At 62.2% G+C, this 26,188-nt stretch carries 17 protein-coding genes; 3 read left to right on the top strand and 14 right to left on the bottom strand.

Annotated elements, in window-relative coordinates; genetic code table 11:
- Positions 1-334: 334 nt before the first annotated feature.
- The 7 genes from KFK14_RS20950 to KFK14_RS20980 form a co-directional block, all read right to left on the bottom strand.
- A complete protein-coding gene (locus KFK14_RS20950; RefSeq protein ID WP_030090325.1) occupies positions 335-1,252 on the bottom strand; it encodes a ribose-phosphate diphosphokinase in 918 nt (305 codons plus the stop codon).
- Positions 1,249-2,820, bottom strand: a complete 1,572-nt coding sequence (locus KFK14_RS20955) for a thymidine phosphorylase family protein (protein WP_425454911.1) — start codon at positions 2,818-2,820, stop codon at positions 1,249-1,251. Before KFK14_RS20955 ends, KFK14_RS20950 begins: the two co-directional genes overlap by 4 nt.
- A complete protein-coding gene (locus KFK14_RS20960) occupies positions 2,817-3,854 on the bottom strand; it encodes a zinc-dependent alcohol dehydrogenase family protein (RefSeq protein ID WP_013846844.1) in 1,038 nt (345 codons plus the stop codon). Before KFK14_RS20960 ends, KFK14_RS20955 begins: the two co-directional genes overlap by 4 nt.
- A 36-nt stretch (positions 3,855-3,890) precedes the next feature.
- Positions 3,891-4,724 carry a universal stress protein gene (locus KFK14_RS20965; RefSeq protein WP_013846845.1) on the bottom strand — a complete coding sequence of 278 codons (834 nt, stop codon included), beginning with the start codon at positions 4,722-4,724 and terminating at the stop codon, positions 3,891-3,893.
- A gap of 115 nt (positions 4,725-4,839) precedes the next feature.
- The gene (locus KFK14_RS20970) at positions 4,840-5,847 is read right to left on the bottom strand and encodes a zinc-dependent alcohol dehydrogenase family protein (protein ID WP_013846846.1); all 1,008 of its coding nucleotides are present in this window, start codon (positions 5,845-5,847) and stop codon (positions 4,840-4,842) included.
- A 31-nt stretch (positions 5,848-5,878) separates the two neighbouring features.
- On the bottom strand, positions 5,879-6,289 hold the full coding sequence (locus tag KFK14_RS20975; RefSeq protein ID WP_013846847.1) for a group II truncated hemoglobin: 411 nt from the start codon (positions 6,287-6,289) through the stop codon (positions 5,879-5,881).
- Between the two features lie 47 nt (positions 6,290-6,336).
- The gene (locus KFK14_RS20980; protein ID WP_013846848.1) at positions 6,337-6,768 is read right to left on the bottom strand and encodes a response regulator transcription factor; all 432 of its coding nucleotides are present in this window, start codon (positions 6,766-6,768) and stop codon (positions 6,337-6,339) included.
- Positions 6,769-6,969: 201 nt separating this feature from the next.
- On the opposite strand from KFK14_RS20980, the gene KFK14_RS20985 reads away from it, so the two are divergent.
- Positions 6,970-8,049 carry a transposase gene (locus tag KFK14_RS20985; protein ID WP_099186151.1) on the top strand — a complete coding sequence of 360 codons (1,080 nt, stop codon included), beginning with the start codon at positions 6,970-6,972 and terminating at the stop codon, positions 8,047-8,049.
- Positions 8,050-8,080: 31 nt separating this feature from the next.
- Here KFK14_RS20985 and KFK14_RS20990 read toward each other — a convergent pair whose 3' ends face one another.
- Positions 8,081-8,740 (bottom strand): response regulator transcription factor, encoded by a 660-nt coding sequence (locus KFK14_RS20990; protein ID WP_212611251.1) that lies wholly within the window; start codon positions 8,738-8,740, stop codon positions 8,081-8,083.
- Positions 8,730-10,553 carry a PAS domain-containing sensor histidine kinase gene (locus KFK14_RS20995; protein WP_013846850.1) on the bottom strand — a complete coding sequence of 608 codons (1,824 nt, stop codon included), beginning with the start codon at positions 10,551-10,553 and terminating at the stop codon, positions 8,730-8,732. Before KFK14_RS20995 ends, KFK14_RS20990 begins: the two co-directional genes overlap by 11 nt.
- A gap of 540 nt (positions 10,554-11,093) precedes the next feature.
- Between KFK14_RS20995 and KFK14_RS21000 the strand changes: the two genes are divergently transcribed.
- Together KFK14_RS21000 and KFK14_RS21005 are read left to right on the top strand one after the other, a co-directional pair.
- Entirely contained in the window at positions 11,094-11,588 is a 495-nt protein-coding gene (locus tag KFK14_RS21000; RefSeq protein ID WP_013846851.1) for an Hsp20/alpha crystallin family protein, read from the top strand.
- 100 nt (positions 11,589-11,688) lie between these two features.
- Positions 11,689-13,149, top strand: coding sequence for a bifunctional aminoglycoside phosphotransferase/ATP-binding protein (locus tag KFK14_RS21005; RefSeq protein ID WP_119034650.1), 1,461 nt, complete (start codon positions 11,689-11,691; stop codon positions 13,147-13,149).
- A 72-nt stretch (positions 13,150-13,221) separates the two neighbouring features.
- On the opposite strand, the gene KFK14_RS21010 is transcribed toward KFK14_RS21005, so the two are convergent.
- From KFK14_RS21010 to ppsA, 5 genes are all read right to left on the bottom strand, one after another.
- Complete coding sequence (locus KFK14_RS21010; protein ID WP_013846853.1) at positions 13,222-13,548, bottom strand: TraR/DksA family transcriptional regulator; 327 nt, start codon at positions 13,546-13,548, stop codon at positions 13,222-13,224.
- A gap of 54 nt (positions 13,549-13,602) precedes the next feature.
- A complete protein-coding gene (locus tag KFK14_RS21015) occupies positions 13,603-13,839 on the bottom strand; it encodes a hypothetical protein (protein ID WP_013846854.1) in 237 nt (78 codons plus the stop codon).
- Between the two features lie 111 nt (positions 13,840-13,950).
- The gene (locus KFK14_RS21020; RefSeq protein ID WP_030090319.1) at positions 13,951-22,362 is read right to left on the bottom strand and encodes a GH36-type glycosyl hydrolase domain-containing protein; all 8,412 of its coding nucleotides are present in this window, start codon (positions 22,360-22,362) and stop codon (positions 13,951-13,953) included.
- 3 nt (positions 22,363-22,365) lie between these two features.
- On the bottom strand, positions 22,366-23,379 hold the full coding sequence (locus KFK14_RS21025) for a universal stress protein (protein ID WP_013846856.1): 1,014 nt from the start codon (positions 23,377-23,379) through the stop codon (positions 22,366-22,368).
- 296 nt (positions 23,380-23,675) lie between these two features.
- Complete coding sequence (gene ppsA, locus KFK14_RS21030) at positions 23,676-26,057, bottom strand: phosphoenolpyruvate synthase (protein WP_030090317.1); 2,382 nt, start codon at positions 26,055-26,057, stop codon at positions 23,676-23,678.
- Positions 26,058-26,188 lie beyond the last annotated feature (131 nt).

A 26,188-nucleotide genomic window follows, 5' to 3' on the forward strand; every position in this document is an offset into this window, starting at 1 on the left:
GCGAAGATCACCGCCGGCTGGTCCGAAATCGTCCTCACCTCTACGTTCGTGGAGCGGGCGAGCATCGCGATCCGCTGCTGCTTCGCCTCCACCGCTTCAGTATAATCGGGAAGAAGTACATAAGGCAGTGCAACCGTCAGGGCATAGTCGCTCGCGGGGAGAGCCGACAGCACGACGATGGCAAGGCTGGCGTCGTGGAACTCGGCAAAGGCAAGCGCATCGCGCAAAAACCGCTCGTCCTTGTCTCCGGTATCGACGACGGCGAGAATGTCCTTGATAGCCATATGTCCCTCCAGCTTTGAGCTATTCCTGCTACCCAGCGCCGTGATGGGATTCATTCGGGTGTTATACGTAGCCGACCGGCGCCCCCTTCCATCTGCCGGGCCAGCGCATCGCCAAGCAGTGCGCCAAGAGTGATCGCGTTACTGGCATGCGAGATACTTTCGGTCGTAACCATGCGGCAGCCGACTTCCCTGAGCAAAGCCTCGGCACCAGCCGCGAAGAGGCCGTGAACAGCCAGGCAGATCGGCGGAGGGAAGCCCTGGTCGATGATCTCGCGCGCGGCGTTGGCAAGGGTGTGTCCCGACGAAATCACGTCATCGACGAGGATCGGCGTGCGGCCTTTCCATGCCCCCAGGTCCGAGGCCGCGATAAGGACGTCCCGATCACCGCGCCGCGATTTCGCGAAGACCGCATGGGGCGCTCCGATAAGCCTGGCGATTGCGCCCGCCCACTGCTCGCTCTCGCTGTCGGGTCCTATGATGAGCGGTGCATCGACATTGGCCCGGACCCAGTCCGCCAGAAGCGGAGATGCCGCGAGCGAAGCCGTCTCCATCGAATAGATCTCCCCCAGATCCGCGTAGCGGTGGAGATGCGGATCGACGGTCACGAGCCCATCGAACTCGGATGAAAGGAGCTGGGCGAACTGGCGGGACGTCAGCGCTTCGCCATCCTTGAACCGCCGATCCTGTCGCATATAGGCAAGATAAGGCGCCACGAGATGGACCGACCGCGCCCCGCTCTCGCGCAGCAGCCTTGCAGCAAAGAGCAGCCGCATGATCTGGTCGTCGGGCCGCGCGAGCGTGCATATGACGGCCACGGCTGATCCCGACACCCCGGAGCGGAGCCGGACATAGCTCTCCTGATCGGGAAACCGGCGAACCTCGAGCGTGCCTGTCGCCCACCCGGTATGTTCCGCGATGGATGCGGCCAGCCGTTCGTTCCCGGGCATGGAAAACAGCATCGCCGTCATGGCACGATCGCAAGCATGTCGGCATTGGCGGCGGCGTAGGTCAGCGCATAAGCCATTTCACCCTGCGACTGGGCGTGGAGGGTCAGCAAAGGCTGGCCAGCGATAACGTCGTCGCCCAGGCGAACATGAAGAAGCATGCCCGCGGCCGGCGAGTCGGGCGCGCCCGCCAGCTTCGCAAGGCGCGCTATCCGGCGATTGTCGATATGGGTGACGCGGCCGCTATGCGCCGCCAGGATCGGATGGGTGAGCCTGGCCGTGGGCGGGGTGCGCATGCCGCCCTGGGCCTGGCATATCCTTTGGAACCTGTCCCAGGCGCTGCCGTCGGCCAATGTGCGTTCGGCGCGCGCGCGTCCCTGGCCTTCTTCCGCGACCTTCCCGAGTTCGAGCACCACGCCGGCGAGCGTGCAGGCGCGGTCCCGAAGGCCCGGCGGAGCATCGGCATCGCCTGTCAGCACCGCCAGCACGTCGCGCGCCTCCAGGGCGGGCCCGATCGCCCGGCCGACGGGCTGGGTGCCATCGGTCTGGACACAGCGGATAACAAGGCCAAAACGGGCGGCGACGGCGCCAAGCGTGGCTTCCAGCCGTTCGGCCGCCGCGACGCTGCGCACCTTGGCGGTCGGCCCGATCGGAATGTCGAGCACCACATGGGTCGCGCCCGCCGCTATCTTCTTCGACAGAACGGAGGCGATGAGCTGCCCCTCCGTATCGATGTCGAGCGCGCGTTCCACGCCGATGAAGATGTCATCGGCGGGACTGAGGCAGACCGCGCCGCCCCAGGCGAGGCAGCCGCCCTCGACCGCCACCACGCGCTGCATGGCGCCAAGGTCGAGATCGACCCGGGTGAGCGTCTCCATGGTATCGGCCGTTCCCGCCGGGGACGTGATCGCCCGCGACGACGTCTTGGGCATGGTCAGACCGCAGGCGGCAGCGATGGCGACGACGATCGGGCTCGTGCGGTTGCCCGGCAGACCGCCAACGCAATGCTTGTCGACGACGATCTCGCTCGGCCAGCGCAAACGGTCGCCGGCCTCGACCATCGCCCTGGTGAGATGGTAGGTCTCGTCCTCGTCGAAGGGAAGCGTGGCGGTAGCCGTGAGGAAGGCGGCGAGGTGCACATCGGCATAGCGGCCCGCCACCACGTCACCGACGATGCTGGTCAGCGCGGCCCCGTTCAGCCTGTGTCCGTAGATGCGCTGGCGGACGCAGGCGATCGATTCGAGGGGCGGCGCATGACCGACCTGGACAACGGTTCCCTCCTCCACGCCAAGCGCGACCCAGGCCGCTTCGGACAGACCGATCTCGTCGCCGGCCAGGAAGTCGCCCTCCACCTGATAGAGCGTGGCCGCGATCGGCTGGCTGCCGTTGCGGATATAGACCTGGGTGTGCGCGGCAAGGCCCTCGGCATGGCACACCGGGCTGTCGGTCCGCATGATCGCGACCAGCTCATGATGCGTGTGAAGGCGCAGCCGGCGCGCGCGCGCGAACGATGGTTCCGCCGGTTCGGAACTCCCTATATTCGGATGGAATTGCTGCGCATCGCCCGGAATATCGCTGGAAACCCCGATCACGTGTCGATCACCACCTTCAAGGCATGAGTATCGGCTGCGCGCGCGAACGTCTCATACGCCTCCAATATGTCCGACAACACGAAACGATGGGTGACGAGCTGTTCGGGCCGCAGGCGCTTGGCCTCGACCGTCTTCAGGAGCATCGGCGTGCTGACGGTGTCGACGAGCCGGGTGGTGATGGTGATGTTGCGCGACCAGAGTTCCTCCAGATGGAGGTCGACCTTGGCGCCGTGGACACCGACATTGGCAATTACCCCGCCGGGCGCGACCAGTTCTTCGCATAACGCGAATGTCGCAGGGATCCCGACTGCTTCGATAGCCGTATCGACCCCCTTGCCGTCGGTGAGCTCTCGAACCAGGCTCACGACCGGATCACGTCCGCTGTTGAACGTGTCCGTCGCGCCGAACTTGCGCGCGACGGCGAGGCGATTGTCGTCGAGATCGATCATGATGATCCGGGCCGGTGCATAAAATTGCGCAGTCAGCAGGGTCGCCAGGCCGATCGGTCCAGCGCCGACGATCGCGACGCTGCTGCCCGGTGCAACCTTCCCGTTCAGGACGCCGCACTCATAGCCCGTCGGAAGAATGTCGCTCAGCATGACGAGGGCATCCTCATCGGCCCCCGGCGGGATCGCGTGAAGGCTGTTGTCGGCATGGGGGATGCGCACGAATTCGGCTTGCGTGCCATCGATCCTGTTGCCCAATATCCAGCCGCCCTCGACGCAATGCGAATACATGCCGCGCCGGCAATATTCACACCGGGCACAAGAGGTGATGCAGGAGATCAGGACATGATCTCCGGGCTTGAAGGCTCCAACCGCGGTTCCGACCTCCTCCACGATCCCGACACCCTCATGTCCGAGGATCCTGCCCGGCTCGCACGTCGGCACATCCCCCTTCAGGATGTGCAGGTCGGTGCCGCAAATGGTGGTCTTCGTGATCCGCACGATCGCATCGCCGGGTGCCTGCAAGGCCGGCCTCGGGCGATCCTCGAGACTCTTCTCGCCGGGGCCATGATAAACGAGAGCTTTCATGATCTCCTCCGTTCAACCGTTAGACGGGTTCGCCAGTCAGTGTACGAAAACGATCGGCAGGCGCTGATGATCGATCAGTTCCCGCGTCACGCCGCCAAGCACGAACTCGAGTGCGCGCGAACGCCCATAGCCACCGATCACGAGCACATCGGCTTTCTGCTCCACTGCGTAATTCTGAAGGACAGCCGACGTATCCTTACCGGATGAGCTGATCGGACAAACGCCGCCGCTATGGCCATGTCGCGCGAAAAGGCGGGCGATCTGGACACCGCCCCGGTGCTCCCCGGATTCGACACCCGGATCATCGACAATCGCAACGTCGATACGGGCATCGGGTTCGGCCAGATTGAGAAGCGCCCTCGCGGCGCGGAACGATTCAAGTGATGCGTTCCAGCCCAATACGGCGTGATCGATGGGACCAGGATTCCAGGAGGCCGGCAAAATGACCGTCGGCACGCCCGTAAACAGAAGCGCCTCGGAGATACGGCGCCTCAAGCCATCCCTTTGCCAGCGCCCGACACCCGGAATCAGCGCGATATCCGCGTACTGGCCTTCAGCCTTCACGAGACCGGGTATCAGCCCGCTGGCCTCGAACACCGAGTGAACCTCTACTTCGATCGCGGTATTCCTGGTTCGTTCGCGAACGGCCGCCAGATGTTCGTCGCGCTGGTCCTCGGATACCGTGATGGCCTGCGCGAAAGCCATCGCATCAGCCGCCGCGGCGAATGCGAGATTTTCGGTCACGACGACGATCGTAAGCGCCGCTTCATGCATACCGGCATAGGCAAGCGCCTGATCAACGGCGGTCAGGGAATGCTCTGCACCGTCCACGACGACGAGCACATGTTTGATCTGTGAAATGCTGCTCATGATCGCATCATGGCCCCGGCCATTGATGACCGCACTCCGTAACTTTACAGAGGCACCGCGTGACGCGCACTCGCCCCTGGGGCCGTGAAGAGGGCGCTTCGCGGCGAGTGCATACTCAAGCCTTCGCGTAGTTCGATGGCACCAGGACGGCCGCTCCAACAACGGCGCCACTGCGCAACCGCTCAAGCGCGACATTGGCTTGAGCCAGCGGAAAGACCGTCGTCACGGATTTGACGTTGGCTTTCTGCGCGATCTCGAAAAAGCTTGTGCCGTCTTCGCGGGTCAGATTAGCCACCGATGCAATGGTTCGCTCACCCCAGAGGTCAGCATAGGGGAACGACGGAATGTCGCTCATGTGGATCCCTGCGCAGATCACCCTGCCTCCCTTGTGGACTGCACGCAGCGCGCGCGGAACAAGATCACCGACGGGGGCAAAGAGGATCGCCGCATCGAGTTCCACGGGCGGGTCATCCTCCGATGATCCGGCCCAGGCGCAGCCGAGTGATCGCGCAAAAGCCTGTCCCTCGTCGTCTCCCGCCCTGGTAAAGGCATAAACCGCCCGGCCCTGCCACAGCGCAATCTGGGCGATGATATGCGCGGCGGCGCCAAATCCGTAGAGACCGATCCGCGTTCCCTCCCCCGCAGCGCGCAGGGACCGCCAGCCGATCAGCCCGGCGCACAGCAAGGGCGCGGCTTCTTCATTGGAAAAGGCGTCGGGTATCCTGAAGCAGAAGCGAGCGTCCGCAACCGTATGGGTCGCATAACCGCCATCCCGGGTGCATCCCGTGAATGCGGGACTATCGCACAGATTTTCATGACCTGTTCGGCAATAGTCGCAATGGCCGCAGCTATGTCCGAGCCAGGGAACGCCGACGCGATCACCGATCGCGACATCGGCGACCCCTTCCCCCGCCGCAACAACGATGCCGACAATTTCGTGCCCGGGAACGATGGGGAGGCGGGATTCGATCTCCCCATCGACGATATGCAGATCGGTTCGGCAGACGCCGCAAGCAGCGACCTCGATGAGAAGCTCGCCTCGACCAGGCGTTGGAACCTGTCGCGCAACGAGCCGCAGCGGCGTGCCGACCGCTTCGAGCTGCATCGCGAACATCTCGGTCATAGTGATTTCTTCGCCTGTTCGCGCCGCGGGGTCACGCTGCCGACGCGGCACGCGCCGCCATGCCCTGCGCCATGTTCGACAAGGCTTCGGCCATCTTGACGCCCAGGGCAGGATCTACCGTCGAATCAGCGATGGCGCGGCGCATCGCGTCACACCACTGATCCGCTGTCTCACCAGTGATCGGCAGGCGCGCATGGGCCGACATCATGCAAACGCCAGGGTGATCATCAAACCAATCTCGCGGTCCGCCCAGCCATGCGTTGAGAAAACCGGCAAGCGAAACGCGCATCGGCCCCAACTCCGGGGCGTGTAGCGCACGCAACTCCCGATAGGCGTCCTCCTGATCCATCAGATCATAGAAGCGGTCTACGATATTCCGGACGACGACGGCCCCTCCAACCAGATCATAGGGCGCCTGCTGTTTCTGTTCCGCTGCTGTCACACGTTTCTCCTGTTATGCTGCGCACTCCCTTTTGGTCGAGCGTCGTTTCAAATGCGCTTTCCCACGCCCGTCAGCCTGGCAAGCGCGCCAGTCAGCGCATGTTCCCGCAGGGGCTTTTCCAGAACCTGGGCGAACCCCTGCGCCAAGGCACGCTCGGTCAGTTCGGCCGATGGGAACGCGGTGATGAGTATGGCTGGACCCGGCCAGCCACGTTCGCGCAGGCGGCAAAGCACCTCGATGCCATCGCTCTGCTCCAATCGAAAATCAGCAACGAAGCAGCAGGCATCCCCCGATAACGGATCGTCCAGAAGCGCCGCACCAGCCGCATAGGCCCGGACGTCAAAACCCTGCGCACGAAAGAGAAGCTGCAGTGAACGGCGAACACCGGCGTCATCCTCGACCAGAAGAAGACGCGGGCGTTCCCGCAACGGGGCCGCAATATTCTCGCCTGACATCTCACACCATCGGCCCAGCGGCATTGCTGGTCCCTCGGACGATGTCAGGAAACGATCCCCGGGTCGCTACGTAAGTGTCCCGATCCTCAGCCCGTGATCCCCGCGGAAAACGCGATACGGAGCGCCTCCGACAGGCTGCGAACGCCCAGCTGGAGACCCGCAAAAACCGGTAGCGTTTGGACGGCTATGGTGATTCATTGAAGGCGCGCGATCACGGAGTGAGCTATGGATCCCAAGTCTCTGTTCAGTTTGAGCGAACACCTTGATGCATTGAGCAAGGAAGGCGATCCGCTCGAGGTTTTGCAGGAGACAGTGGATTTCGAGTATTTCCGGGCGTGGCTGGTTGAAGGGCTTGGCTATGGCGATGGTAGCAAAGGCGGCCGCCCACCATTCGATCCGGTGATGATGTTCAAGGCGCTGATCCTGCAGGCGCAGCATAATCTGTCAGACGCTCGGATGGAATTCATGATCCGGGATCGGCTTAGTTGGCTGCGGTTTCTGGGGCTGTCGCTCGGGGATCGAACGCCGGACGAGAACACGATCCGGCATTTTCGCAATCGCCTGACCGAGACGGGAACGCTCAAGCGTGTGATGAAGGCCTTTGACTGGCAACTCCAGAAGAAGGGCTACATCCCGATGTCCGGGCAGATCGTGGATGCCTCGCTGGTGCCTGCGCCAAGACAGCGGAACACCGAGGGCGAACGCGAAGCGATCAAGTCGGGCAAGAGCGCCAGGGATATCTGGCCGGACGAACCGAACAAGGCAGCGCAGAAAGATACCGACGCCCGCTGGACTCTCAAAGTCGGCGGGAAGGTCCGGTATCGGGCGGATGGGACGCCGCTCCCCATGATCGCCCTGCCGGTCTTCGGCTACAAATCCCACATCAGCATCGACCGACGCTTCGGCTTCATCCGAGGCATGGCGGTGACTTCGGCGTCAGCAGCGGACGGGCGTCTTCTCCGGCAGGTCGTCAGCACGGACAATACCAGTTCCGAGGTCTGGGCTGACAGTGCCTATCGATCCAAGCGCAACGAGAAGTGGTTGTCGGATCAGATGCTCACGTCCCGAATTCATCGGCGCAAACCCATGGGCAAGCCGATGTCGAAGGCAACCGCACGGGCCAATGCCGTCAAATCCTCCATCCGTGCGCATGTTGAGCATGTCTTTGCGCATCAGAAGAACCGGTTCAACCTGTTTATCCGCACCATCGGCCTGGCCCGCGCTGAGGCGAAACTGACCCTTTGCAACCTGGCCTACAACTTCAATCGCCTGATCTTCCACGAGCGCCGAGAAACCGCAGGCTGACTCTGTCTGCAAGCCGGCAAAAACGGCGAAATCAACGCCAGGTATCTTGGAAATCGGTCCGAACGATGCCCTTGGTGCGCCGCGCAGCCTCGACGTCATCACGCCAGCCCGAAATTACCCGGTTTTTGCGGGTCTCCAGCTTGGTCATGAGGTTGGCGCGATGCACCTCTACGGTGCGCGGCGAAATCCCAAGATCATAAGCGATCGTCTTGTTTGGCAGTCCTCGCGCAAGCCCCTTGAGCACATCCTGTTCGCGCCCGGACAGAGCGGCGATGCGGATCGTTGCGTCGGCGGCGCGGGTTGCCCTGCCTTCAACGTCGGCAAGCCGTTCGAAGGCACTTTCAATAGCCGCGAGCAACACCGCCTTCTCGAACGGTTTCTCGATGAAGTCGACTGCGCCGGCCTTCATCGCGCTTACAGCGATCGACACATCGCCATGCCCGGTCAGGATGATGACGGGCATCGCGATACCGCGTTCGTTCAATTCCTTTTGGACTTCGAGCCCATCCATCTGAGGCATACGCACATCGAGGAGAATGCAGCCCTCGGCCGCGTTCCTCACGTCTTTCAGAAATTCAACACCGGAGGACCAGGTTTCGACCGAGAAACCTGATTTCTTGAGCATGAAACCGGCAGATCGACGGATTGCATCTTCATCGTCGACGATGTGGACGATCCGCTTATCCTCCATAAGATTGCTCCCTATCTGCCCTGACCAGTGTGAAATGGAATTGCGTGCCGCCCCCTTCCGCAGGCTCCATCCAGATGCGCCCGCCATTGGCTTCGACAATCGTTCGACAAATCGAGAGACCCAACCCCATGCCGTCCGACTTGGTGCTGACAAAGGCCTTGAAGAGCTGGGCAGCGACCTCGGGGGCCATTCCCGTGCCGGTATCGGACACCGTGACACGCACAAAACCCGCCTGGTCGGGACCGGTGCGGATGGTGAGCACAGGCCTGGCGCGCGCATTCATGGCCTCGACCGCATTGCGGATCAAGTTCACGAGGACCTGCTGGATCTGGACCTTATCGACGAGGACCGTCGCAGCTTCGTGATCGATGTCCATGCGGGTTTCGATCGATTTCTCGCCCGCGCCCATCAGGCCGAAGGCAGCCGCTTCGTTAATGAGGTTGGGCAAGTTCTCGACAGTCTTCTCGACCTCCCCCCTGGCAACGAAATCACGCAAACGGCGCACGATATGACCCGCGCGCATCGCTTCCCCCGCGGCGTCTGTCAGCGCCTCCCGGATGTCGGGCAGATCATCGGGATCTGGCTGGTCGAGCAGGTCCCGGACCGCTTCGAGATAGTTGGCTACGGCGGTGATCGGCTGATTCAGCTCATGGGCGAGCGTCGACGCCATCGTCCCCATCGCGCTGACGCGCGCGACGTGGATCAGTTCGGATTGAAGCTGCTCTAGCCGCTCCTGTGTCCTTTGGCGATCCGTCAGATCGCGAATGAAGCCGGTGAACAGCCGCTGGCTCTCGCCGGCCGCTTCTCCAACCGACAACTCCATCGGGAAGGTCGTCCCATCCTTTCGCAGTGCAAAAACCACGCGTCCGATCCCGATGATGCGCCTCTCTCCTGTACGCAGATAGCGCTCGAGAAAACCGTCATGGCGTTCGCGATAAGGCGAGGGCATCAACATGCTGACATTGGAACCCAGGACTTCCTCCTGAGTGTAACCGAACAAACGCTCGGCCGCCGTGCTGAACGACACCATCGTGCCGCCTTCATCGATGACGATCATTGCATCGGGGACCGTCGACAAAATCGAACGAAGATGCGCTTCACTGTTGCGAAGAGAGCTCAGCGTTGCTCGCTGGTCGGTGATGTCGTGGACAATTGTCGCGAAACCGCCCAACGATCCGTCGGGTTTTTTCAACGCGGTGATGGAAATGTGAGCCAGAAACTCACTGCCATCCTTACGAATCTGCCACTCGTCGATCTCGATCTTGCCACGGTGTTGTGCTTCGGCAAGCAAGGACGTCGGCTTGCCGCTGGCGACGACATCGGCCGGATAAAACCGATCTGTAAGCTGGCCGGCCATCTCGGCCTCTGTCCAGCCTTTCAGACGCTCGGCGCCCCCGTTCCAGATCGTGACCCGTCCTTCAGCATCGAGCATATAGATCGCATAATCTTCCGCCCCATCGATGAGCAGGTTCAGTTCTGCGGCCAGCATCCTCGTCCCGTCCGCGAGATCGCGAGCGCGTGAGAGAGTACGATGGTGATTCCGCCAAAGCAGAGCCATGGCGGCGAGAAACAGGAACAGGGCAACCCACTGTTCTGCCACGGTCGGCCAACCGTCAACGATTGCGAGCGTCGTAAGGGTAACGAGCGTGACGCCCGCCAACACCACGATATCCGGCCTGAGCGCCACGAGCACCATACCGGCCACGCCGAGAGAGACGAAATAATGAACGCTCTCGTCGATCTGCCGGCCAAGCTGCCATCGTGTGACCACCGCGATGACGGCGATAGCCAGTCCCGCAAGGGACGCGGTCAAAAGCCGGGCATGGATCGAACGGTCAACCAGTGGCGCAATGGCACCCGCTTGCCATGAATGGAGGAATTTCCCGGATCGCGGAGCGGTTTTAATGATGACTCTGCCTCTTCGTCGTCAGAAGGAAGCAGCAAGCGCTGATACCCCTTTCTGTCTCAAGCCTATCAACAGCGCCTCGTGCGATCCATTAAAATTGGCAACCATCTCAACGATGATGTTACTTGCTTTGGAGTTCAGCGCTGGAAACATGTCCAGACCGTCGCATCCACGAGCTTCAAACCGTCGGCGTTCTTTAGGCCGGGCTCTTCGGATTGTCATCATCCGTGCGACTTGCGCGCTGCTACCTGAACCAATGGACCCGCGGGTCCATTGTGAGATGGTGAGCGCCCCAAACGCCCCTCAGTAACTTTCCGGATAGAGCCCACCCAGGCAACCGCATAGCCTCCTCCTCGCTCGAGGGCCGGATCGCTGTTGGCCTGATTCATCGGCCATCCCCCCCCGCCCAATCCGGACCTCGAGCATTCATTTCGCAGGAGGTCCGCCATGAATGATCAGGTTCCAGCGACCACGTCCAAGGCCAATCCGATCAGCCCAATTCTCGATCATCCGGTTGATTGGCTTCGCACGGAGATTGACCGCCTCTTCGAAGATTTTGGCCGCCCCGCCGCCAGTCTGTTCGGTGTCGGCAATCGATCTTCAATCGCGCCAGTTCCGGCTGTTGAACTTGTCGATGAGGACAAGGCCTATCGCCTCACCGCCGAGCTCCCTGGCCTGTCCGATGATGATATCGATATCAGCGTCGCTGACGGTCTCCTGACGATAGCCGGCGAAAAGAAGGAGGAGACCGAACGCAAGGACAAGGGCTATGTATTCAGCGAACGGCGATATGGCTCCTTCCGGCGCCAGGTATCCTTGCCCAGCGACGTTGACCCGAACGCGATCACCGCTGCATTCAAGGATGGTGTCCTCACCGTCACACTGACCAAGGATGAAAATGCGCCAGCGCGGAGTCGGAAGATCGAAATCGGGCAGGCATAGCAGTTTGCCGGAGGCTTCGACGGGACCTCGGCACCACGCAGACCCGCAAGCCGACGTCATAACCCTTCTCGAGGGACGAGCCTTCGGCTCTGGAGAGCCCATGCGTCGGATCGACACGCATGCGGCGCGTCTATTCCTCGTCGGCGATCGCGCATGGAAGCTCAAGCGTGCCGTCCAGTTCGACTATCTGGATTTTTCAACCGCCGATAGACGCCGCGCCGCCCTGGAAGCGGAGCTACGGCTTAATCGCAGGACCGCGCCGGAACTCTACCTGGCGGTTCGCCCGGTATCCAAGAATTCGGCGGGCTGCCTGAACCTCGATGGCGACGGAGAACCTGTCGATTGGCTTCTGGAGATGCGCCGCTTTCCCGATGACGCCTTGCTCGATCATGTGGCAACCCAAGGTGGCCTGACCGATGTGCTGATCACGCAGCTCGCAGACCGGATCAAGGCATTTCATGATGGCGCCGAGACGTGCCTGTCCGGATCGGGGCGCAGCCGTTTGGAAGCCGTCATTGCCGGGAATGATCGAAGCATGGCTCGATTCCCCGACATTCTTCCCGCTCGGCTCGTGAGAGACCTGATCGACAGGCAAGTCGCCCTGCTGGCCCAGCACTCCGATCTGCTCGATTCACGTGCGCGAAGCGGGCGCGTGAGACATGGCCATGGCGATCTGCATCTGGGTAACATTGCCGTGATCGACGGGAGCCCCGTCCTGTTCGACTGCCTGGAATTCAGTCCCGAACTTGCGACCGGCGATGTCCTTTACGACCTTGCGTTCCTACTCATGGATTTATGGGGCCGCGGCCTTCATTGCGAAGCGAATGCCCTGTTCAATCGCTATCTGGACATTTCCCCTCAGGACGATGCCGGCGTGGCCCTTGTGCCGTTGTTTCTTTCGATCCGAGCCGGGATTCGCGCCCATACATCGGCCGCACAGGCGAGCGATGGTTCAGACGAAGCTCTGACCCAAAAGGCCAGCGCCTATCTGACGCTGGCGCGCGCAGTGCTCGAACCGGTGCCCGCGCGGCTCGTCGCCATTGGCGGGCTTTCCGGATCCGGCAAGTCCACAATAGCGAAACTGATCGGCCATTCCCTCGGCGAGGTTCCAGGCGCGCGTATTCTGAGATCCGATGTGCTGCGGAAGCGACTTGCCGGCGTGCCGCCAGAATCGCCGCTTCCCAAAGACGCATATACCCTGTCCGCGAACGCAGCGATTTACACAGAGCTGAGACGGCTGGCGGGACACATGCTTTACGCCGGGCATTCGGTGGTGGCCGACGCTGTCCATGCGAAGCCTGAAGAGCGCACGGAGATCCATCAGGTCGCACTGCGACGAGATGTGCGGTTCGATGGGATATGGCTCGACGCATCACCCGATATGCTGACGGCGAGGGTATCCGCCCGGACACATGACGCTTCCGACGCCAACGGCGCCGTTGTCGAATTGCAGACTCGCTATGATCTGGGTGAGATCGACTGGCACCGCGTCAACGCGGCGGATGACCGCAAGACGGTCGCAACGCAAGTCATGGACGTCCTGGATGTTCGCCATTTGTGACGGGGAATGATGCAGGCCGCGCATGTCGCCCCAGCCGAAGGGATTCTCCATCCGGTGAGGTCGCGATGCCGATCATTGTTCGGCGCGCGCGCAATCGATGCACAATGCTGCCTCCGGCCGTGCATCCAGCCGAGCCGGTGCAATCTGCGACCCACAACGAACGCATTCGCCATAGGTGCCCTTCGCAATTCGCTCCAGGGCACGATCGATCGAAGCGGCCTCCCGCACGATCAAGCTTGCCTCGGCTTCCAGACCCGCATCATCTTCGACTTCGACGGCCTGTTCCGATGAGTCCGCATTAAGGGGCTCAGCCAGATCCGCATTCACTCGCGTCAGCCGAGCGCGAAGTTCCGACAGTCGCTCTGTCAGGCGCTCTTCTATGGCGGCTGTGTCAGTCACGGAGATTCCTTCAGAACAGTAGGTACCGAAATCGGCTTGGGGTTCGGTGCAGATTTATAGCGCCTTCTTCAGACGCAGGTAAGCCGAACGAAGTTCATCAGCGAGCACCTGGAGCGCGGCCTTGATGTTACCGCCGCTCTCCTGAAGGCGAGCTTCTGCAACGAAATGGTGCCATTTGGTTTCGAGCTCGTCCCACTCCTCGCGAGCTTCCATCGCGCCCAGATGCACCTGGACCTTGGCTTCGTCCCGGAGCTTGGCAAGATCAGCCTTAAGTTCTTCAATGGTGCTCATCGGTCGCTCCCCGGCAACAAGGTGTTGAGAAGTGTTCCTGTAGCCGAGCCTGAAGCACTGGGCGCTACGTAAAGCACCGGATACACGTTGGCCCCGGTCCTGGATTGCTCTTCAGGCTCGCTGCGCAACCCGCACGACGACTATCCGCGTATGATCGTTCTCGGGGAACGGGATTCCGCGTGCGTCCCAGAGCGTCCCTTCAACCTCGATTACCGGTTCTTCGCTCTCCAGAGTATCATCCGTCTCGATCGTCACATGAATAGACCCACGGCCTCGCCGCAGGGTCAATTCGACGCTCTCCCAGTCCCTGGGCAAGACGGGGCGCACCTGAAGTTCGCCGCCCACGAGCCGAACGCCAAGAATCTCCTCTACCGCCAACCGCCATGTCCAGGCTGCGGCACCCGTGTACCAGGTCCAGCCACCTCGGCCGAGGTGGGGCTCCATGCCGGCAATGTCAGCCGCCACGACATAAGGCTCGGTTCGATAATGGGCGGCGCTGCGAGCCGTCGCGGCATGCTGAATAGGATTGATTCGGTCGAAGAGCGCCTTGGCCCCATCACCATCCCCCGTGCGCGCGAACGCGAGCGCGAGCCAGCTTGCCGCGTGGGTATACTGGCCTCCATTCTCGCGAATTCCCGGCGGATAGGCCTTGATATAACCCGGCTCACGCGGCGTGCGGTCAAAGGGCGGATCCAGCAGACGCACGAGACTGTCGTCATCCCGAACCAGATATCGTCTGGCCGAAGCGAGCGCCGATCGGGTACGCTCGACCTTGCCGGCACCCGACAATACGGACCACGACTGCGCGATGGAATCGATGCGGCATTCCTGTTCTTCCGACGCGCCCCATGGACGGCCGTCGTCGTCGAATGCGCGCAAATACCATTCGCCATCCCACCCCGACCGTTCCACCGCGGCCGCAAGCGTCTCTGCGCGGCCGTTCCAATGGTCGCGGAACTCGTTCCGGTCCGCATCCACACAATGACGCGTGAAATTTCGGATGGTCGCGATGAGAAACCAGGCGAGCCATATGCTTTCGCCATGCCCCCGGTTGCCCACGCGATCCATGCCGTCATTCCAGTCCCCTGCACCAATCAGCGGGAGGCCATGAGACCCGAGGCGGTAGGCGTGGGAAAGCGCGCGCTCGCAATGAACGAACAGGGATTGCGTGTAGTCACTCACCTCGAAACGCGCATAGCGATCGGTTTCTTCGGCCGTGAGCGGGGGCGCCCGCAGAAAAGGAACCAGCTCGCTCAGGATGGTTTTGTCTCCGGTCGCCTCAACATAATGAGCAACGGCGTACGGTAGCCAGACCAGATCGTCCGAGCAGCGCGTGCGGACGCCGCGATCCAATGGCGGATGCCACCAATGCAGCACGTCGCCTTCCTCGAACTGATGGGCAGCCGCGGCAAGGATATGCTGCCGTGTTGCATTCGGATCGGCATGGATCTGTGCCAGAACATCCTGCAGCTGGTCGCGAAAACCGAAAGCGCCGCTCGCCTGATAAAAGCCCGCGCGAGCGCGGATGCGGGCGCTGAGCGACTGGTGCGGCAGCCACCGGTTGACCATCAGGTCAAAGGCGGGATCGGGCGTCTTGACCTGCACCGCGTCCAGCCTGTCCTTCCAGAAACCGGCACACTCCCGCGCCGCGGTCTCGAAGGCCGATGGGTCCTGCCAGCGACGGACAAGGTCACGCGCGTGATCCAGGTCGTCGCCCTGCCCCAGCACAAAGCAAACTTCTGCGGTTCCTTCAGCCGGGATATCAAGATGGACCTGCAGGGCGGCGCAGCAGTCGTCACCGGCAGCATGCTGCCGGTGACCAAGATCCCAGTTCAGAAGTCCGAGGGGACTGGTGGGGTCGGCGTCATCGCCGTGAAAATCGTAGCGTGAGGTGGTGAGCGTGTGGACCGGAAGTGTCGAAGCAAGAAAGGAGATGCGGTCGGCAAATTCGTCGGTCCAGGGATTTTGGCCGAGAATCGCGTGCGAGATCGGATCATAGAATGAGCGGCGCAGGGGCGCCTGTTCTCCTTGCACAGCGCCCATCAGCCATTCGGCATAGTAGGTAGCCGTGATCCGGCGCGGACGCGGCAACTGATTACGCAAGCGAAGCCGGACAAGCTTCACGGTGTCGTGCGTCGGCACGATGACGGAGAGCTCCTGTTCAAGGCCTTCGCTATGCCGGTGCCAGGACGTACGGTCGGGGCCGTGATCGATGCGGCATGCCGTGTCTCCACCGGCCGGAAGCGGCGTCGGCGTCCAGAGCCGTGCGTTTTCCTCATCGCGCAGATAAAGGCGTTCGCCTTGAGGATCTTCGACAGGGTCGTTGAACCACGGCGTGAGACGGTTTTCACCACTGTTTATCGCCCAGGTGAAGCCCAGACCGCCCTCGGTCACGATCGTCCCGAAGCCGTCGTTGGCGAGGACGTTGGCCCAGGGCGCAGGGGTCGGCGCACCGGGTTCCAGATAGATAGTATAGTCGCCCGTATCCGGATCGAAGCCTCCCCACCCATTATCGAATTGCAGATCAGCCGGGCGCGGTACGGGCGCCGTCATGATTGTACCGGAGTTCGCCCCGACCGGCGCGAACAGCGGGCCCGGATGCGGCGGCTGGTCGTATCGCGCAAGCTGGTCGACTAGGCTGCCGCCGGCTTCGTCAAGGATGAGGCGGGCAACCTGATCGAGAAGCGCCGCCCGCTCGCCATCGGATGGACCGATGCCGACGAGGTGTATCCCGGCATGGGTGCCAAGGCGATCCTGTAGCCCGGCATCCTTCAGCACTTCCAGAAGACGCTCGCGGACGGGCTCGATATAGCCCGACGTTCCTTCATGCGTCACCACCAGGTCGATCGGCATACCACGCTGCCGCATGAGCTTGTGGAAGGAGAGAAGCTGTCGAAGCAGGTCCTGCTGCTCCGCGGTTCCGGAACGCAGCATCAAAATAGGATGGTCGCCCGATATCCCGAGCGCCCAAAGGTCCCCGCGCCGAAATGTGCGCGCGCCGGCCGATCCCGGCTCTGCCGCTCTGGTGAGAAGAGTGGACAGCAACGCCTGCGCCTGCGGCACGATGTGCGGCTGCAGGCCCAGCTTGTGCATCTCGCGCGCCGCCGCACTTGCCGTATCGCTCACAGCCCAGTCGAGTGACGGCAGGGTGGTAAAGCGCTCGGCAAGTTCGAGGGCCGATTGCCGGGATCCAGCCGCAATGGTGACGAAGGCGAATTCACGTCGCGCGCGCGGAGGCAGTTCCACCGTCATCCTGATCGCGCAGATCGGATCAAGCGTCCAGCCGAGCGGGCCACCAGGCAGTTCCCCGGTCAACAATGCGGGCCGCCTGGGGCACCCATATCGTCCGATGAAAGCGCTGCGATCGGCTTCGAGACCGAGCAGGGTAACGCCATCTTCATCCCCGATCACACGGGTCAGCAGGACGGGCGGACGTTCCGCCGAACTGCGCGGCCGCCGCGTGAAAAGCAGGCCGTCATTGCCAGGCAAGGCTTCCGCCCCCACGAACAGCTTGCTGAAGGCAGGGTGGCGCGCCGCGTCCTGGGCCGGAGCCAGAACGATCTGCGCGTAGCCCGTGACTTCGATGGTCCGGGGCTTATCGCTATCATTGACAAGAGCGACACGCCGGATCTCCAGGTCGTCGGCATTGGCGACATTGATCGTTGTCGTGACCGACAAGCCGTGGGCGCGCTGGTGGAACTCCACCTGATGCGCTTGGAAGATCACCTCCGGCGCGTCTTCGGGTCGAGAAAAGGGGCCGCCCGTTGCCGACCAGGTAACATCTGCATCCCGGTCGTGCAGATAGATCCAGAAACCTGCGTCCCCACGGGTCAGGGCATGCTGGTTCCAGCTCAGCCCACCTGCACCGTCTGTCCGAATGCGGCTCGAAAGCCGGCCATTGCCGAGAATCTGCCACGCGTGCTCCCCACGGCGCCGAGTGGGTGCCCAGCCGTAAAGGCCCGGAATCAGTTCGTCGGGTTCCGGCTGTGGCTCACGAACCTCAAGCCGCGCGATCTCGGGCGGCAGCTCCCATGGAATCCTTTCGTTAAGGAGCAGGTCGACGGTGCGGATATGAGGATCGGTGTGGAACCAGCGCACGAGCATGTCATCGCACAACGCGTTTCCGAGCGCGGCAAGGCTCATGCCATGATGATGAGCCATGTAGGAGCGCACGACGGCAAAGCGTTCACCGTCAGGCGCCCGCTCGGGCGTGAAGTCGACCGCTTCGAAAAATCCGTATCGGCCGATGAGGCCAAGATCCGCCAGAGTTTGAAGGTTGCGCGTCGCCAGCGCGGGCCGGATCGTCAGCGCCAGCGCCGTCGCATAGGGGCTGATAACCAGATCGCGCCCCAGACCTCGCTGGAGGCCGAGCGCAGGGACGCCGAATGCGTGATATCGGTAGACGCGGTCCTCGCCCATCGATGCGAAGGACGACTCCGAAATACCCCAAGGCATATCATGTGACCGCCCGAATGCGATCTGGATAGCAATCGCGGTCCGGTCACTCATTCCGAGCAGGGTTTGGGGATCGCTCTGCAGGAAGATGTTCGGCATCAGATATTCGAACATCGAGCCGTTCCACGATATCAACGCCAGGCCTGCGTGCTGCTTGGTGATGGGCCGCCCGAGATGGAACCAGTGCAGAGGCTCTATGTCGCCCTTCGCGATGGCGAAAAAGCTGGCGAGGCGTGCTTCGCTGGCGAGCAGATCGTAGTGGTGCGGATCTATTCGATCGGCGCTCACATTGTAGCCGATATGAAAGAGCCGGCTGCCGGCATCGAACAGGAACGAGAAGTCCATGGCGTGCGCGGCGGCGTTAGCGCGACTGGAGAGGTCATCGAGGCGGTCATGAAGCGCTTGCCGGGCCGCCTGGCCTTCCTCGATCGCCGCCTGGAGATCGTGCGCCCATTGCCGGCTTTCCGCCGGTAGCTGGTCTCTCGCCGCATTGAGGACGCCAATTGCTGCCGCGGCGCCCGCGTGCGTGGACGGCAGCCGGTCGTTCGCCAACAGGTCGGCGACTTTTGCCGCGACGTTCGAACACTCTGCCGGATGCGCCGCGAGCGTCTCCCACCAGGGCGAGAACAGCCGAAGGTCTCGCCGCATGCCGGACAGATGATGTTCGAGCCGCTCCAGCCAGGCTTGGACATTCCGCAGGGAGGCGATTTCATCCTCGCCGACGCTTTCGGCCATCAGGGTAATCTGCTCGCGCAGGCGAGGAAGATCGATCGACAGGAGATCGTCGATCCTCTCGGCCCAGTCTTGCCTCCCTTCCTCAATCCTGCGGGCGGTTTCCCGCATAGCCTCAAGGATCGAGCCGGCGGCGGAGGCCGCTTCGAGGTCGATCGTCGCAATCGCTTCGGCGAGCAACTCGATATTGTCGTCAAACCCTCGCCACAAATCCGTGGCGACCGGTGGCAAGCTTCTGGCTTCCTGAAGGGCTCGCGCGACGGTGATCAGACTGACCGCGAGATTTCCGCTGTCGACGGTCGAAACATATCGGGGCTCCAGGGCCGCGAGCGTTCTCGTCTCGTACCAGTTGAGAATATGGCCGCGGTAGCGGTCCAGGCGATCCAACGTATCGAGCGTGTTGTGAAGCCGTGTCGCAACCTCGTTGAGGCCGATATGTCCGAGGCGCCAGGCAGTGAGGACCGATACCATCATCATTCCGATGTTGGTCGGCGAGGTTCGGTGCGCGATTTCCTCGTCGGGCGGCTCCTGATAGTTATCGGGTGGCAGCCAGTTGTCCTCGGGGCGCACAAAGGTCTCGAAAAAGAGCCAGGTGCGCCGCGCCATCAGTCTCAGGAACTTTCGATCGTTTTCGGACAGCGTGTCCTTTGCCGGCTCAATCGGACGGCTGATCCGGATCGCGATCTCAGGCGCAATGAACCAGAGCAGCAGCAGGGGAGCCGCGACAGGCAGGGAAGCGGGCGCCGCAAGGAACAGACCCGCGCCGATGATCAGCGCGAACACCGGAGAGGCGGCCATGTCACGCCATGCCGCCAGTCGCGGATGTCGCGCCGCGTTGCGCGTCGCCATGTGGGCGGCCGACGTCCATTCGAGCTTTCTTTGGCCCGAATGGAGACGCCATAGGGTGATGGCAATGGCATGCAGCGCTATCATCGCGTCACTGACGAGAAAGACGATAGCGAGAAACCAGCGACCCGCGTGATCCGCCAGACGTCGCAGCAGGTTCTGCATGACGCCGCGGCGGCGGCCCTGCGCGAGGCCGGTCACGAGGTCCGTAAAGAGATATGCACCGGGCGCGATGACGGCAAGCAAGGTCCAGACCCAGGGCTGCCCATGGAGAAGAAACCATCCACCCACCAGCAGCGCCACAATACTCGCTGGAATTATGCTGCGCCGCAAATTGTCGAATATCTTCAGCCGATCGAACCAGCCGAGCCGGTTGCGCAGCCATCGGCCATCGCCGCCGGGCACGAAGGGAAAGAGCCATGGCAGGATCTGCCAGTCCCCACGGACCCATCTGTGCCAGCGCCAGGTGAAGTCGAGATAGCTGGTCGGGAAGCTCTCATAAACGATCGCATCGCTGACCAGCGCCGCTCGCCCGTGCAGTCCTTCGAACAGGTCATGGCTGAGAAGTGTATTCTCGGGAACGCGCCCTTCGAGGCTCCGATGAAAGGCCGCCACATCATAGAGGCCCTTGCCCACGTAGACGCCTGTGCCGAGCAGATCCTGATAGACGTCGGATACGGCGCGCGAATAGATATCGATGGTCGTGTCACCGCCATAGAGGCGCGAAAACAAGGATTGGCCGGTCGCTTCCGGCGCCAGCTCAACGCGCGGCTGAAGAACCGTATATCCTCGTTCGACCGCGCCGGTCGCAGCGTTGAAGTGGGCGCGGTTAAGGGGATGAGATAGCGTCCCCACCAGTCGCCGGACGATGCCGGCCGACAACCTGGTATCGGCATCGGCCGTCATCACGAAACGGCATCGCCGCAACCGTTCGATGCTACCGACGGTCACATTGAAGGGGGACGCATCTCCGTTCAGGATGAAGGCGTTGAACTGCTCAAGCTTTCCGCGCTTTCGCTCCCAGCCCATCCAGCAGCCCTGGGCCGCGTTGAACCGTCGTGGCCGATGCAGCAAATGGAACGGCCCATGTCCCTTGGCATTGGCAAAGCGCGCGTTGAGTTCCTCGATCCCGCTGGTCAGCGCGCGAACGATATCGGCATCGACCGAGACACTTTCCTGTGACGCATCGGCGAAATCGCTGAGCAGCACGAATTCGAGCGCGGCATCGGGATTGGAAAGGCGGTGTGCCTCCAGGCGCCGAAGCAGCGGCGCGATATCCGACAATCGCGCGACCAAGACAGGCATCACGACTGCCGTCGCCGAACTTTCGGGGATGCCGTCCTTGAAATCGAGCTTGGGGAGTACGTTCGGCCGAACGATGTGGGTCACGAGCCAATTGACGAAGGTGATGCTCAGGATCGATGCGGGTAGCAGGGTGAGCGCGATCCCTAGAAGCCAGGATCCGGCGGTGGCGCCGGTGGAAACCAGATAGGCTGCGGGTAGAGCAAAGCCCGCAAGGCCCGCGAGCAGCAAGGCGGCTGCATAAAGCAGGCCTGGATAACGCAGCGCGCGTCGCAATATCGAGCCCGGCGTCCATGGACGAGGATCGATCGCGTCGGCAAAGGCAGGCCGTCCGATATCGATGAGCCAGAAGCCTACATGGCCCGATGGCGCTTCGTCGCTGCTATAGCACTGGCGCAAGGCACGCTCGGCGACATCCCATTCCGGGAGTCCCGACTGGTCGGCAAGCTGCTCGACCGCATGGCGATATCGATCGCGCGTATCGAAGTCCATATGTGGATAGACGCCTGCCGGGTCGCGCCGGAGGATGGCTTCGACCTGGCTCGTTCGATCGAAGAAGTCGTTCCATTGAATCGTCGCGATCACGCCAAGGTTCGCGATTGCGCGCGCGACGCATTCCGTATCGTCAAAACCAACCATCGCCGTGTCGGGCGTCTCGACGATCTCAAAGGGCGGCTCGACCTCCGGGAAGAGGTGGCTGAAACCTCCGATGAGCAATTCCAGGCAGACTATGCGCAGCATGGTCGGGAAGGCCCAGGTCTCGGCGATGCTGAGCGGCATCTTCTTTTGATATTGCTCTACGAACAGCACCGCGCCATTCAGCGAGACCTGCAGGTGAGAAGCCTGCAGCAAGGCATGGGCAAGCTGATGCACGCGAGGGCGACCGAGCCCGTCCCCGGAGATCGCCGGAAGTTTCGCGTAGAACTCTCCGGGAAGATCCTCGCGGATCTGCAGGATGGCGCGTTGTATCTGATAATCGTTGTCGAGCAGCCATTCAGCCGCGGCGCCTGCGCGCTTGTCGGCCTTGGCGGCCGCCTGTCGGGCCTGCCTCAGCCAGGTCTTCATCTCCTCGAGATGCGCCCATGCGGGCAGCGGCACCGACTTGCCGAGCAGTCCTGTCAGGCGATGACGGTCGGCGACCTCCTCCGCCGCCCCGGCGAGCGGATCGCGCTCCTCATAATCGGCCATCAATCAGACCTGAATGGCCGTTGGCAATCTCACGCTCTGGCTGGCGGCAGGCGAAGTCATTTGCGCCTTGCGACTCGCCGAAGGCAGGACGAGCATCGGGACACTGCAATGGGCCATCAGATAGGAGGCAACCGTTCCGTACGGGACGTCCCTGACATGCTGATGCCCGTGCCCGCGTGCGGACATCACCGCGAGATCAGCCGCTTCGCGATCGATCAACGCGCAAAGCGTGTCGCGAACGTCGCCGCCACGGATGACAATCGCGCGAGCGCGAAGGCCCATCGCCGAAAGATTGGACCTGGTCCGATCCAGATAGCTGCGCGCGGCCTGCTCGTTGCGTTCGATCAGGTTTTCGCGCAGCGTCTCGTCTTCGGTTTCCAGGGGTCGCGCCTGGATCATTTCGGGCGTGGGGACGACATGAACGAGCAGCAGCTCAGCGTCGGCTGCCTTCGCGAGGCGCACCGCAAGGGGCAGCACGCTTTCGGCCCAGCGCGAGCCATCGAGCGGCACCACGATCCGTCGATAGGCCGAACCCGGGACGGGCGCTTCCACCGGAACAAGCAGGACAGGGCCTGGTGCCTGGGACAGCACCTTGTGGACTGTGCCCCCGACGCCGTCGCGGCCGGCTTCCTTTCGTCCGCGCCTGCCCAGCACGACCATCCCTTCGTCACACTCCCGCACGTACCGGCAGATTTCCTCCGCCGCCGGTCCTTCTGCGAGCTCAATGGTCGTTTGAGATGAGGACGGTTCGATCGTCGCAGCACAACGATCGAGCACCCGCATGGCCTCGCGGCGACGAAGATTGCACTCGATGGGGTCAGGCCGTGCGTCGGGCGACGCGTCTCTGTCCAAGACCTGAAGCAGCGTTACCGGAACGTCGAGCGTTGAAGCCAGAGCAAGAGCGTGTGGATAGATCCACGCGTTGCGATCGGTGCAATCGATGCACGCGACGACGCCGGATGTCTTCGCGGACATTCGGGGCTGGGAGAAGGATGGAAAGGCAGATACGGCAGACATAGGAAAACCTCCTGTTGCCGTCCGTCTCCCCGCTACCGGCGGCGCTCATTCCGACTGTTGCTATCAACGTCATCTGGCCGGACCCTGTTCCCCGATTCCAGCCAGCACTCAAAGGCTATCGGCGGTTCCAGGATGGGGCCATTAGGGCTTTTACGAATGCCGCCGGACTCAGACGACGTTCTCGGGTAACCTTCCCGAGCTCGCGATTGCGCGACAATATGCGGGTGAACCCAGGCGGATCAGCACCGGTAGACGCAATTTCCTGTACCTCGCATCAGTGTCATTTCACCCGGCGCTCAGCCCGATTGTCCCTCCGCCTCCGCGACGGCCTTGATCGTTCGCACGAAGCTGTCGGGATTGAGCGACATGGAATCGATACCCTCCGAAATCAGGAACGCCGCAAAGTCCGGATGGTTGCTCGGCCCCTGGCCGCATATGCCGATCTTGATGCCCGCCGCGTGCGCCTTGCGAATGGCTTCCGAGATCATGCGGGTGACGGCTTCGTCTCTTTCATCGAAGAGATTGGCCAGAATCCCGGAATCGCGGTCGACACCCAACACAAGCTGGGTGAGGTCGTTGGAGCCGATGGAAAATCCGTCGAAGCGCGTAGCGAACTGCTCGGCGAGAATGACGTTCGAGGGTATCTCGCACATCATGTAGATTTGCAGCCCATTCTCCCCGCGGCGCAAACCGTTCTCGGCCATCGCTTCGAGCACGCGATCCGCCTCGGCCGGCGTGCGGCAGAAGGGGACCATGACGATGACGTTCGAGAAGCCCAGTTCCTCCCGGACCCGCTTGAGCGCGCGGCATTCGAGAGCGAAGCCTTCGCGATACCGTTCATCGTAATAGCGCGAGGCGCCGCGGAAGCCGAGCATCGGATTCTCCTCATCCGGCTCGAAGGCGTCGCCGCCCACAAGGTGCGCATATTCGTTCGTTTTGAAATCGCTCAGGCGCACGATGGCGGGGTGCGGGTAATAGGGACTTGCAAGCTTCGCGATGCCGCGCGCGAGGACATCGACAAAAAACTCCGATGGGTCGGAATACCCCTTGGTCAGATCGCGTATTTGCCGTTGAGCTTCAGCGCTCACGCGATCCGGGTGAACCAGTGCCATCGGATGCACCTTGATATGCGCGTTGATGATGAACTCCATGCGCGCAAGGCCGACCCCTCGGGCAGGAAGCCGCCACCACTGGAATGCCGCCGCCGGGTTCGCGATATTGACCATGATGTCCGTCCGGGTGGCCGGCAGGGAGCCGATATCCACGTCCGTCACGGAAAAATCGAGTATGCTGGCGTAGATTGTTCCGACGTCACCGTCAGCGCAGCTGATCGTGATCTCGCTGTTCTCGGCAATGATCTCGGTCGCGTTTCCGGTGCCGACGATTGCGGGAACACCGAGTTCGCGGCTGACGATGGCAGCGTGGCTGGTGGTGCCGCCATGATTGGTCACGATCCCCGCCGCGCGTTTCATGACCGGAACCCAATCGGGGTCAGTCGTCTCAGTGATGAGAATAGACCCGTCCCGGAACTGGGCGATGTCGGCGGCGGTCCGGATGACACAAGCCTTGCCAGCAGCGATGGCTGTTCCCACCGCCGCGCCCGTCAATAGCGGGTCGCCTTTCTCCTTGAGGCGGTAATGCCGGAATGTCGAAGTGCTGGCCTGGGCCTGAACCGTTTCGGGACGCGCCTGGACGATGTAGAGTTCACCAGTCTCGCCGTCCTTCGCCCATTCCATGTCCATGGGACGCTGGTAATGGTCCTCGATTGCCACGGCCCACCGCGCGAGCTGGACGATATCGCTGTTATCGAGAACGAAGCTCTGACGCTCCTGCTCGGTTGTCTCGACGATCCTCGTACGGTGGCTTCCGCCTTCCCCATAGACCATGCGGAACGCCTTACCGCCCAACTCCTTGTCGATGATCGGTTCGGTCCCCGGCTGCGCGAGAAGCGGTTTGAATACGACATATCTGTCCGGGTTTACGCTCCCCTGGACGACGGTCTCGCCCAGCCCCCAGGCGGCGCTGATGACGATAGCATTTGGAAAGCCAGTTTCGGTATCGATCGAGAACATGACGCCCGATCCGCACAGGTCCGAGCGGACCATCTGCTGAATGCCGATCGACAGCGCAACCTCGAGATGATCGAAGCCTTTCGCATCGCGGTAACTGATCGCGCGATCGGTGAACAGCGAGGCGAAGCATCGACGACAGGCCGCCAGAAGTGCGGCCCGGCCCCGGACATTGAGGAAGGTTTCCTGCTGGCCCGCGAAGCTCGCATCCGGCAGATCTTCGGCGGTCGCGCTGCTGCGCACGGCAACGGCGGGACGCTCTGTGCCGGTACGCCGGCCAAGTTCCGCATAAGCGGACACAATCTCCTCGGCGATATGGGAGGGCATTTCCGCTTCCAGAAACAGACTCCTTATAGCCTGCCCCGCTTCCTGAAGGGTGCATCCGCCGGAGTGGAAGGCGGAGAGATGTTCCGTAATGCGGGGTGCAAGCTCATTGTCGTGAATGAACGCCCTGTAAGCGTCCGCAGTGGTGGCAAAGCCAGAGGGCACCTTCACGCCCTTCTGAGCGAGGGCCGCGGTCATCTCGCCTAAAGACGCGTTCTTGCCGCCTACGGCCTGCACATCAGCGATACCGATGTCTTCGAACCACAAAATCATCGGCTTGGACATAGCTCATCTCCAGCTTGCGTAAGGTGCCAGAGGCCGCCTCAAGGTTTCACCCAGCCACCTCTTTTGTGGTCACCATCACCGCGCCGACTGGCAACGTCACTACGTAAGGCTCCTGAGTGTATCGATGGACT

The organism is Sphingobium phenoxybenzoativorans, from assembly GCF_018286635.1.
GTDB classification, from domain to species: domain Bacteria; phylum Pseudomonadota; class Alphaproteobacteria; order Sphingomonadales; family Sphingomonadaceae; genus Sphingobium; species Sphingobium phenoxybenzoativorans.

Excerpts from the sequence above, each read along its gene's own strand:
- KFK14_RS21015 (WP_013846854.1), bottom strand. The coding sequence starts at position 13,839 with ATGAGCACCATTGAAGAACTTAAGGCTGATCTTGCCAAGCTCCGGGAC.
- KFK14_RS20950 (WP_030090325.1), bottom strand. The coding sequence starts at position 1,252 with ATGACGGCGATGCTGTTTTCCATGCCCGGGAACGAACGGCTGGCCGCA.
- KFK14_RS21020 (WP_030090319.1), bottom strand. The coding sequence starts at position 22,362 with ATGGCCGATTATGAGGAGCGCGATCCGCTCGCCGGGGCGGCGGAGGAG.
- KFK14_RS21000 (WP_013846851.1), top strand. The coding sequence starts at position 11,094 with ATGAATGATCAGGTTCCAGCGACCACGTCCAAGGCCAATCCGATCAGC.
- KFK14_RS20960 (WP_013846844.1), bottom strand. The coding sequence starts at position 3,854 with ATGAAAGCTCTCGTTTATCATGGCCCCGGCGAGAAGAGTCTCGAGGAT.
- KFK14_RS20970 (WP_013846846.1), bottom strand. The coding sequence starts at position 5,847 with ATGACCGAGATGTTCGCGATGCAGCTCGAAGCGGTCGGCACGCCGCTG.
- KFK14_RS21005 (WP_119034650.1), top strand. The coding sequence starts at position 11,689 with ATGCGTCGGATCGACACGCATGCGGCGCGTCTATTCCTCGTCGGCGAT.
- KFK14_RS21025 (WP_013846856.1), bottom strand. The coding sequence starts at position 23,379 with ATGTCTGCCGTATCTGCCTTTCCATCCTTCTCCCAGCCCCGAATGTCC.
- KFK14_RS20990 (WP_212611251.1), bottom strand. The coding sequence starts at position 8,740 with ATGGAGGATAAGCGGATCGTCCACATCGTCGACGATGAAGATGCAATC.
- ppsA (WP_030090317.1), bottom strand. The coding sequence starts at position 26,057 with ATGTCCAAGCCGATGATTTTGTGGTTCGAAGACATCGGTATCGCTGAT.
- KFK14_RS20965 (WP_013846845.1), bottom strand. The coding sequence starts at position 4,724 with ATGAGCAGCATTTCACAGATCAAACATGTGCTCGTCGTCGTGGACGGT.
- KFK14_RS20980 (WP_013846848.1), bottom strand. The coding sequence starts at position 6,768 with ATGCCGCTGGGCCGATGGTGTGAGATGTCAGGCGAGAATATTGCGGCC.
- KFK14_RS20985 (WP_099186151.1), top strand. The coding sequence starts at position 6,970 with ATGGATCCCAAGTCTCTGTTCAGTTTGAGCGAACACCTTGATGCATTG.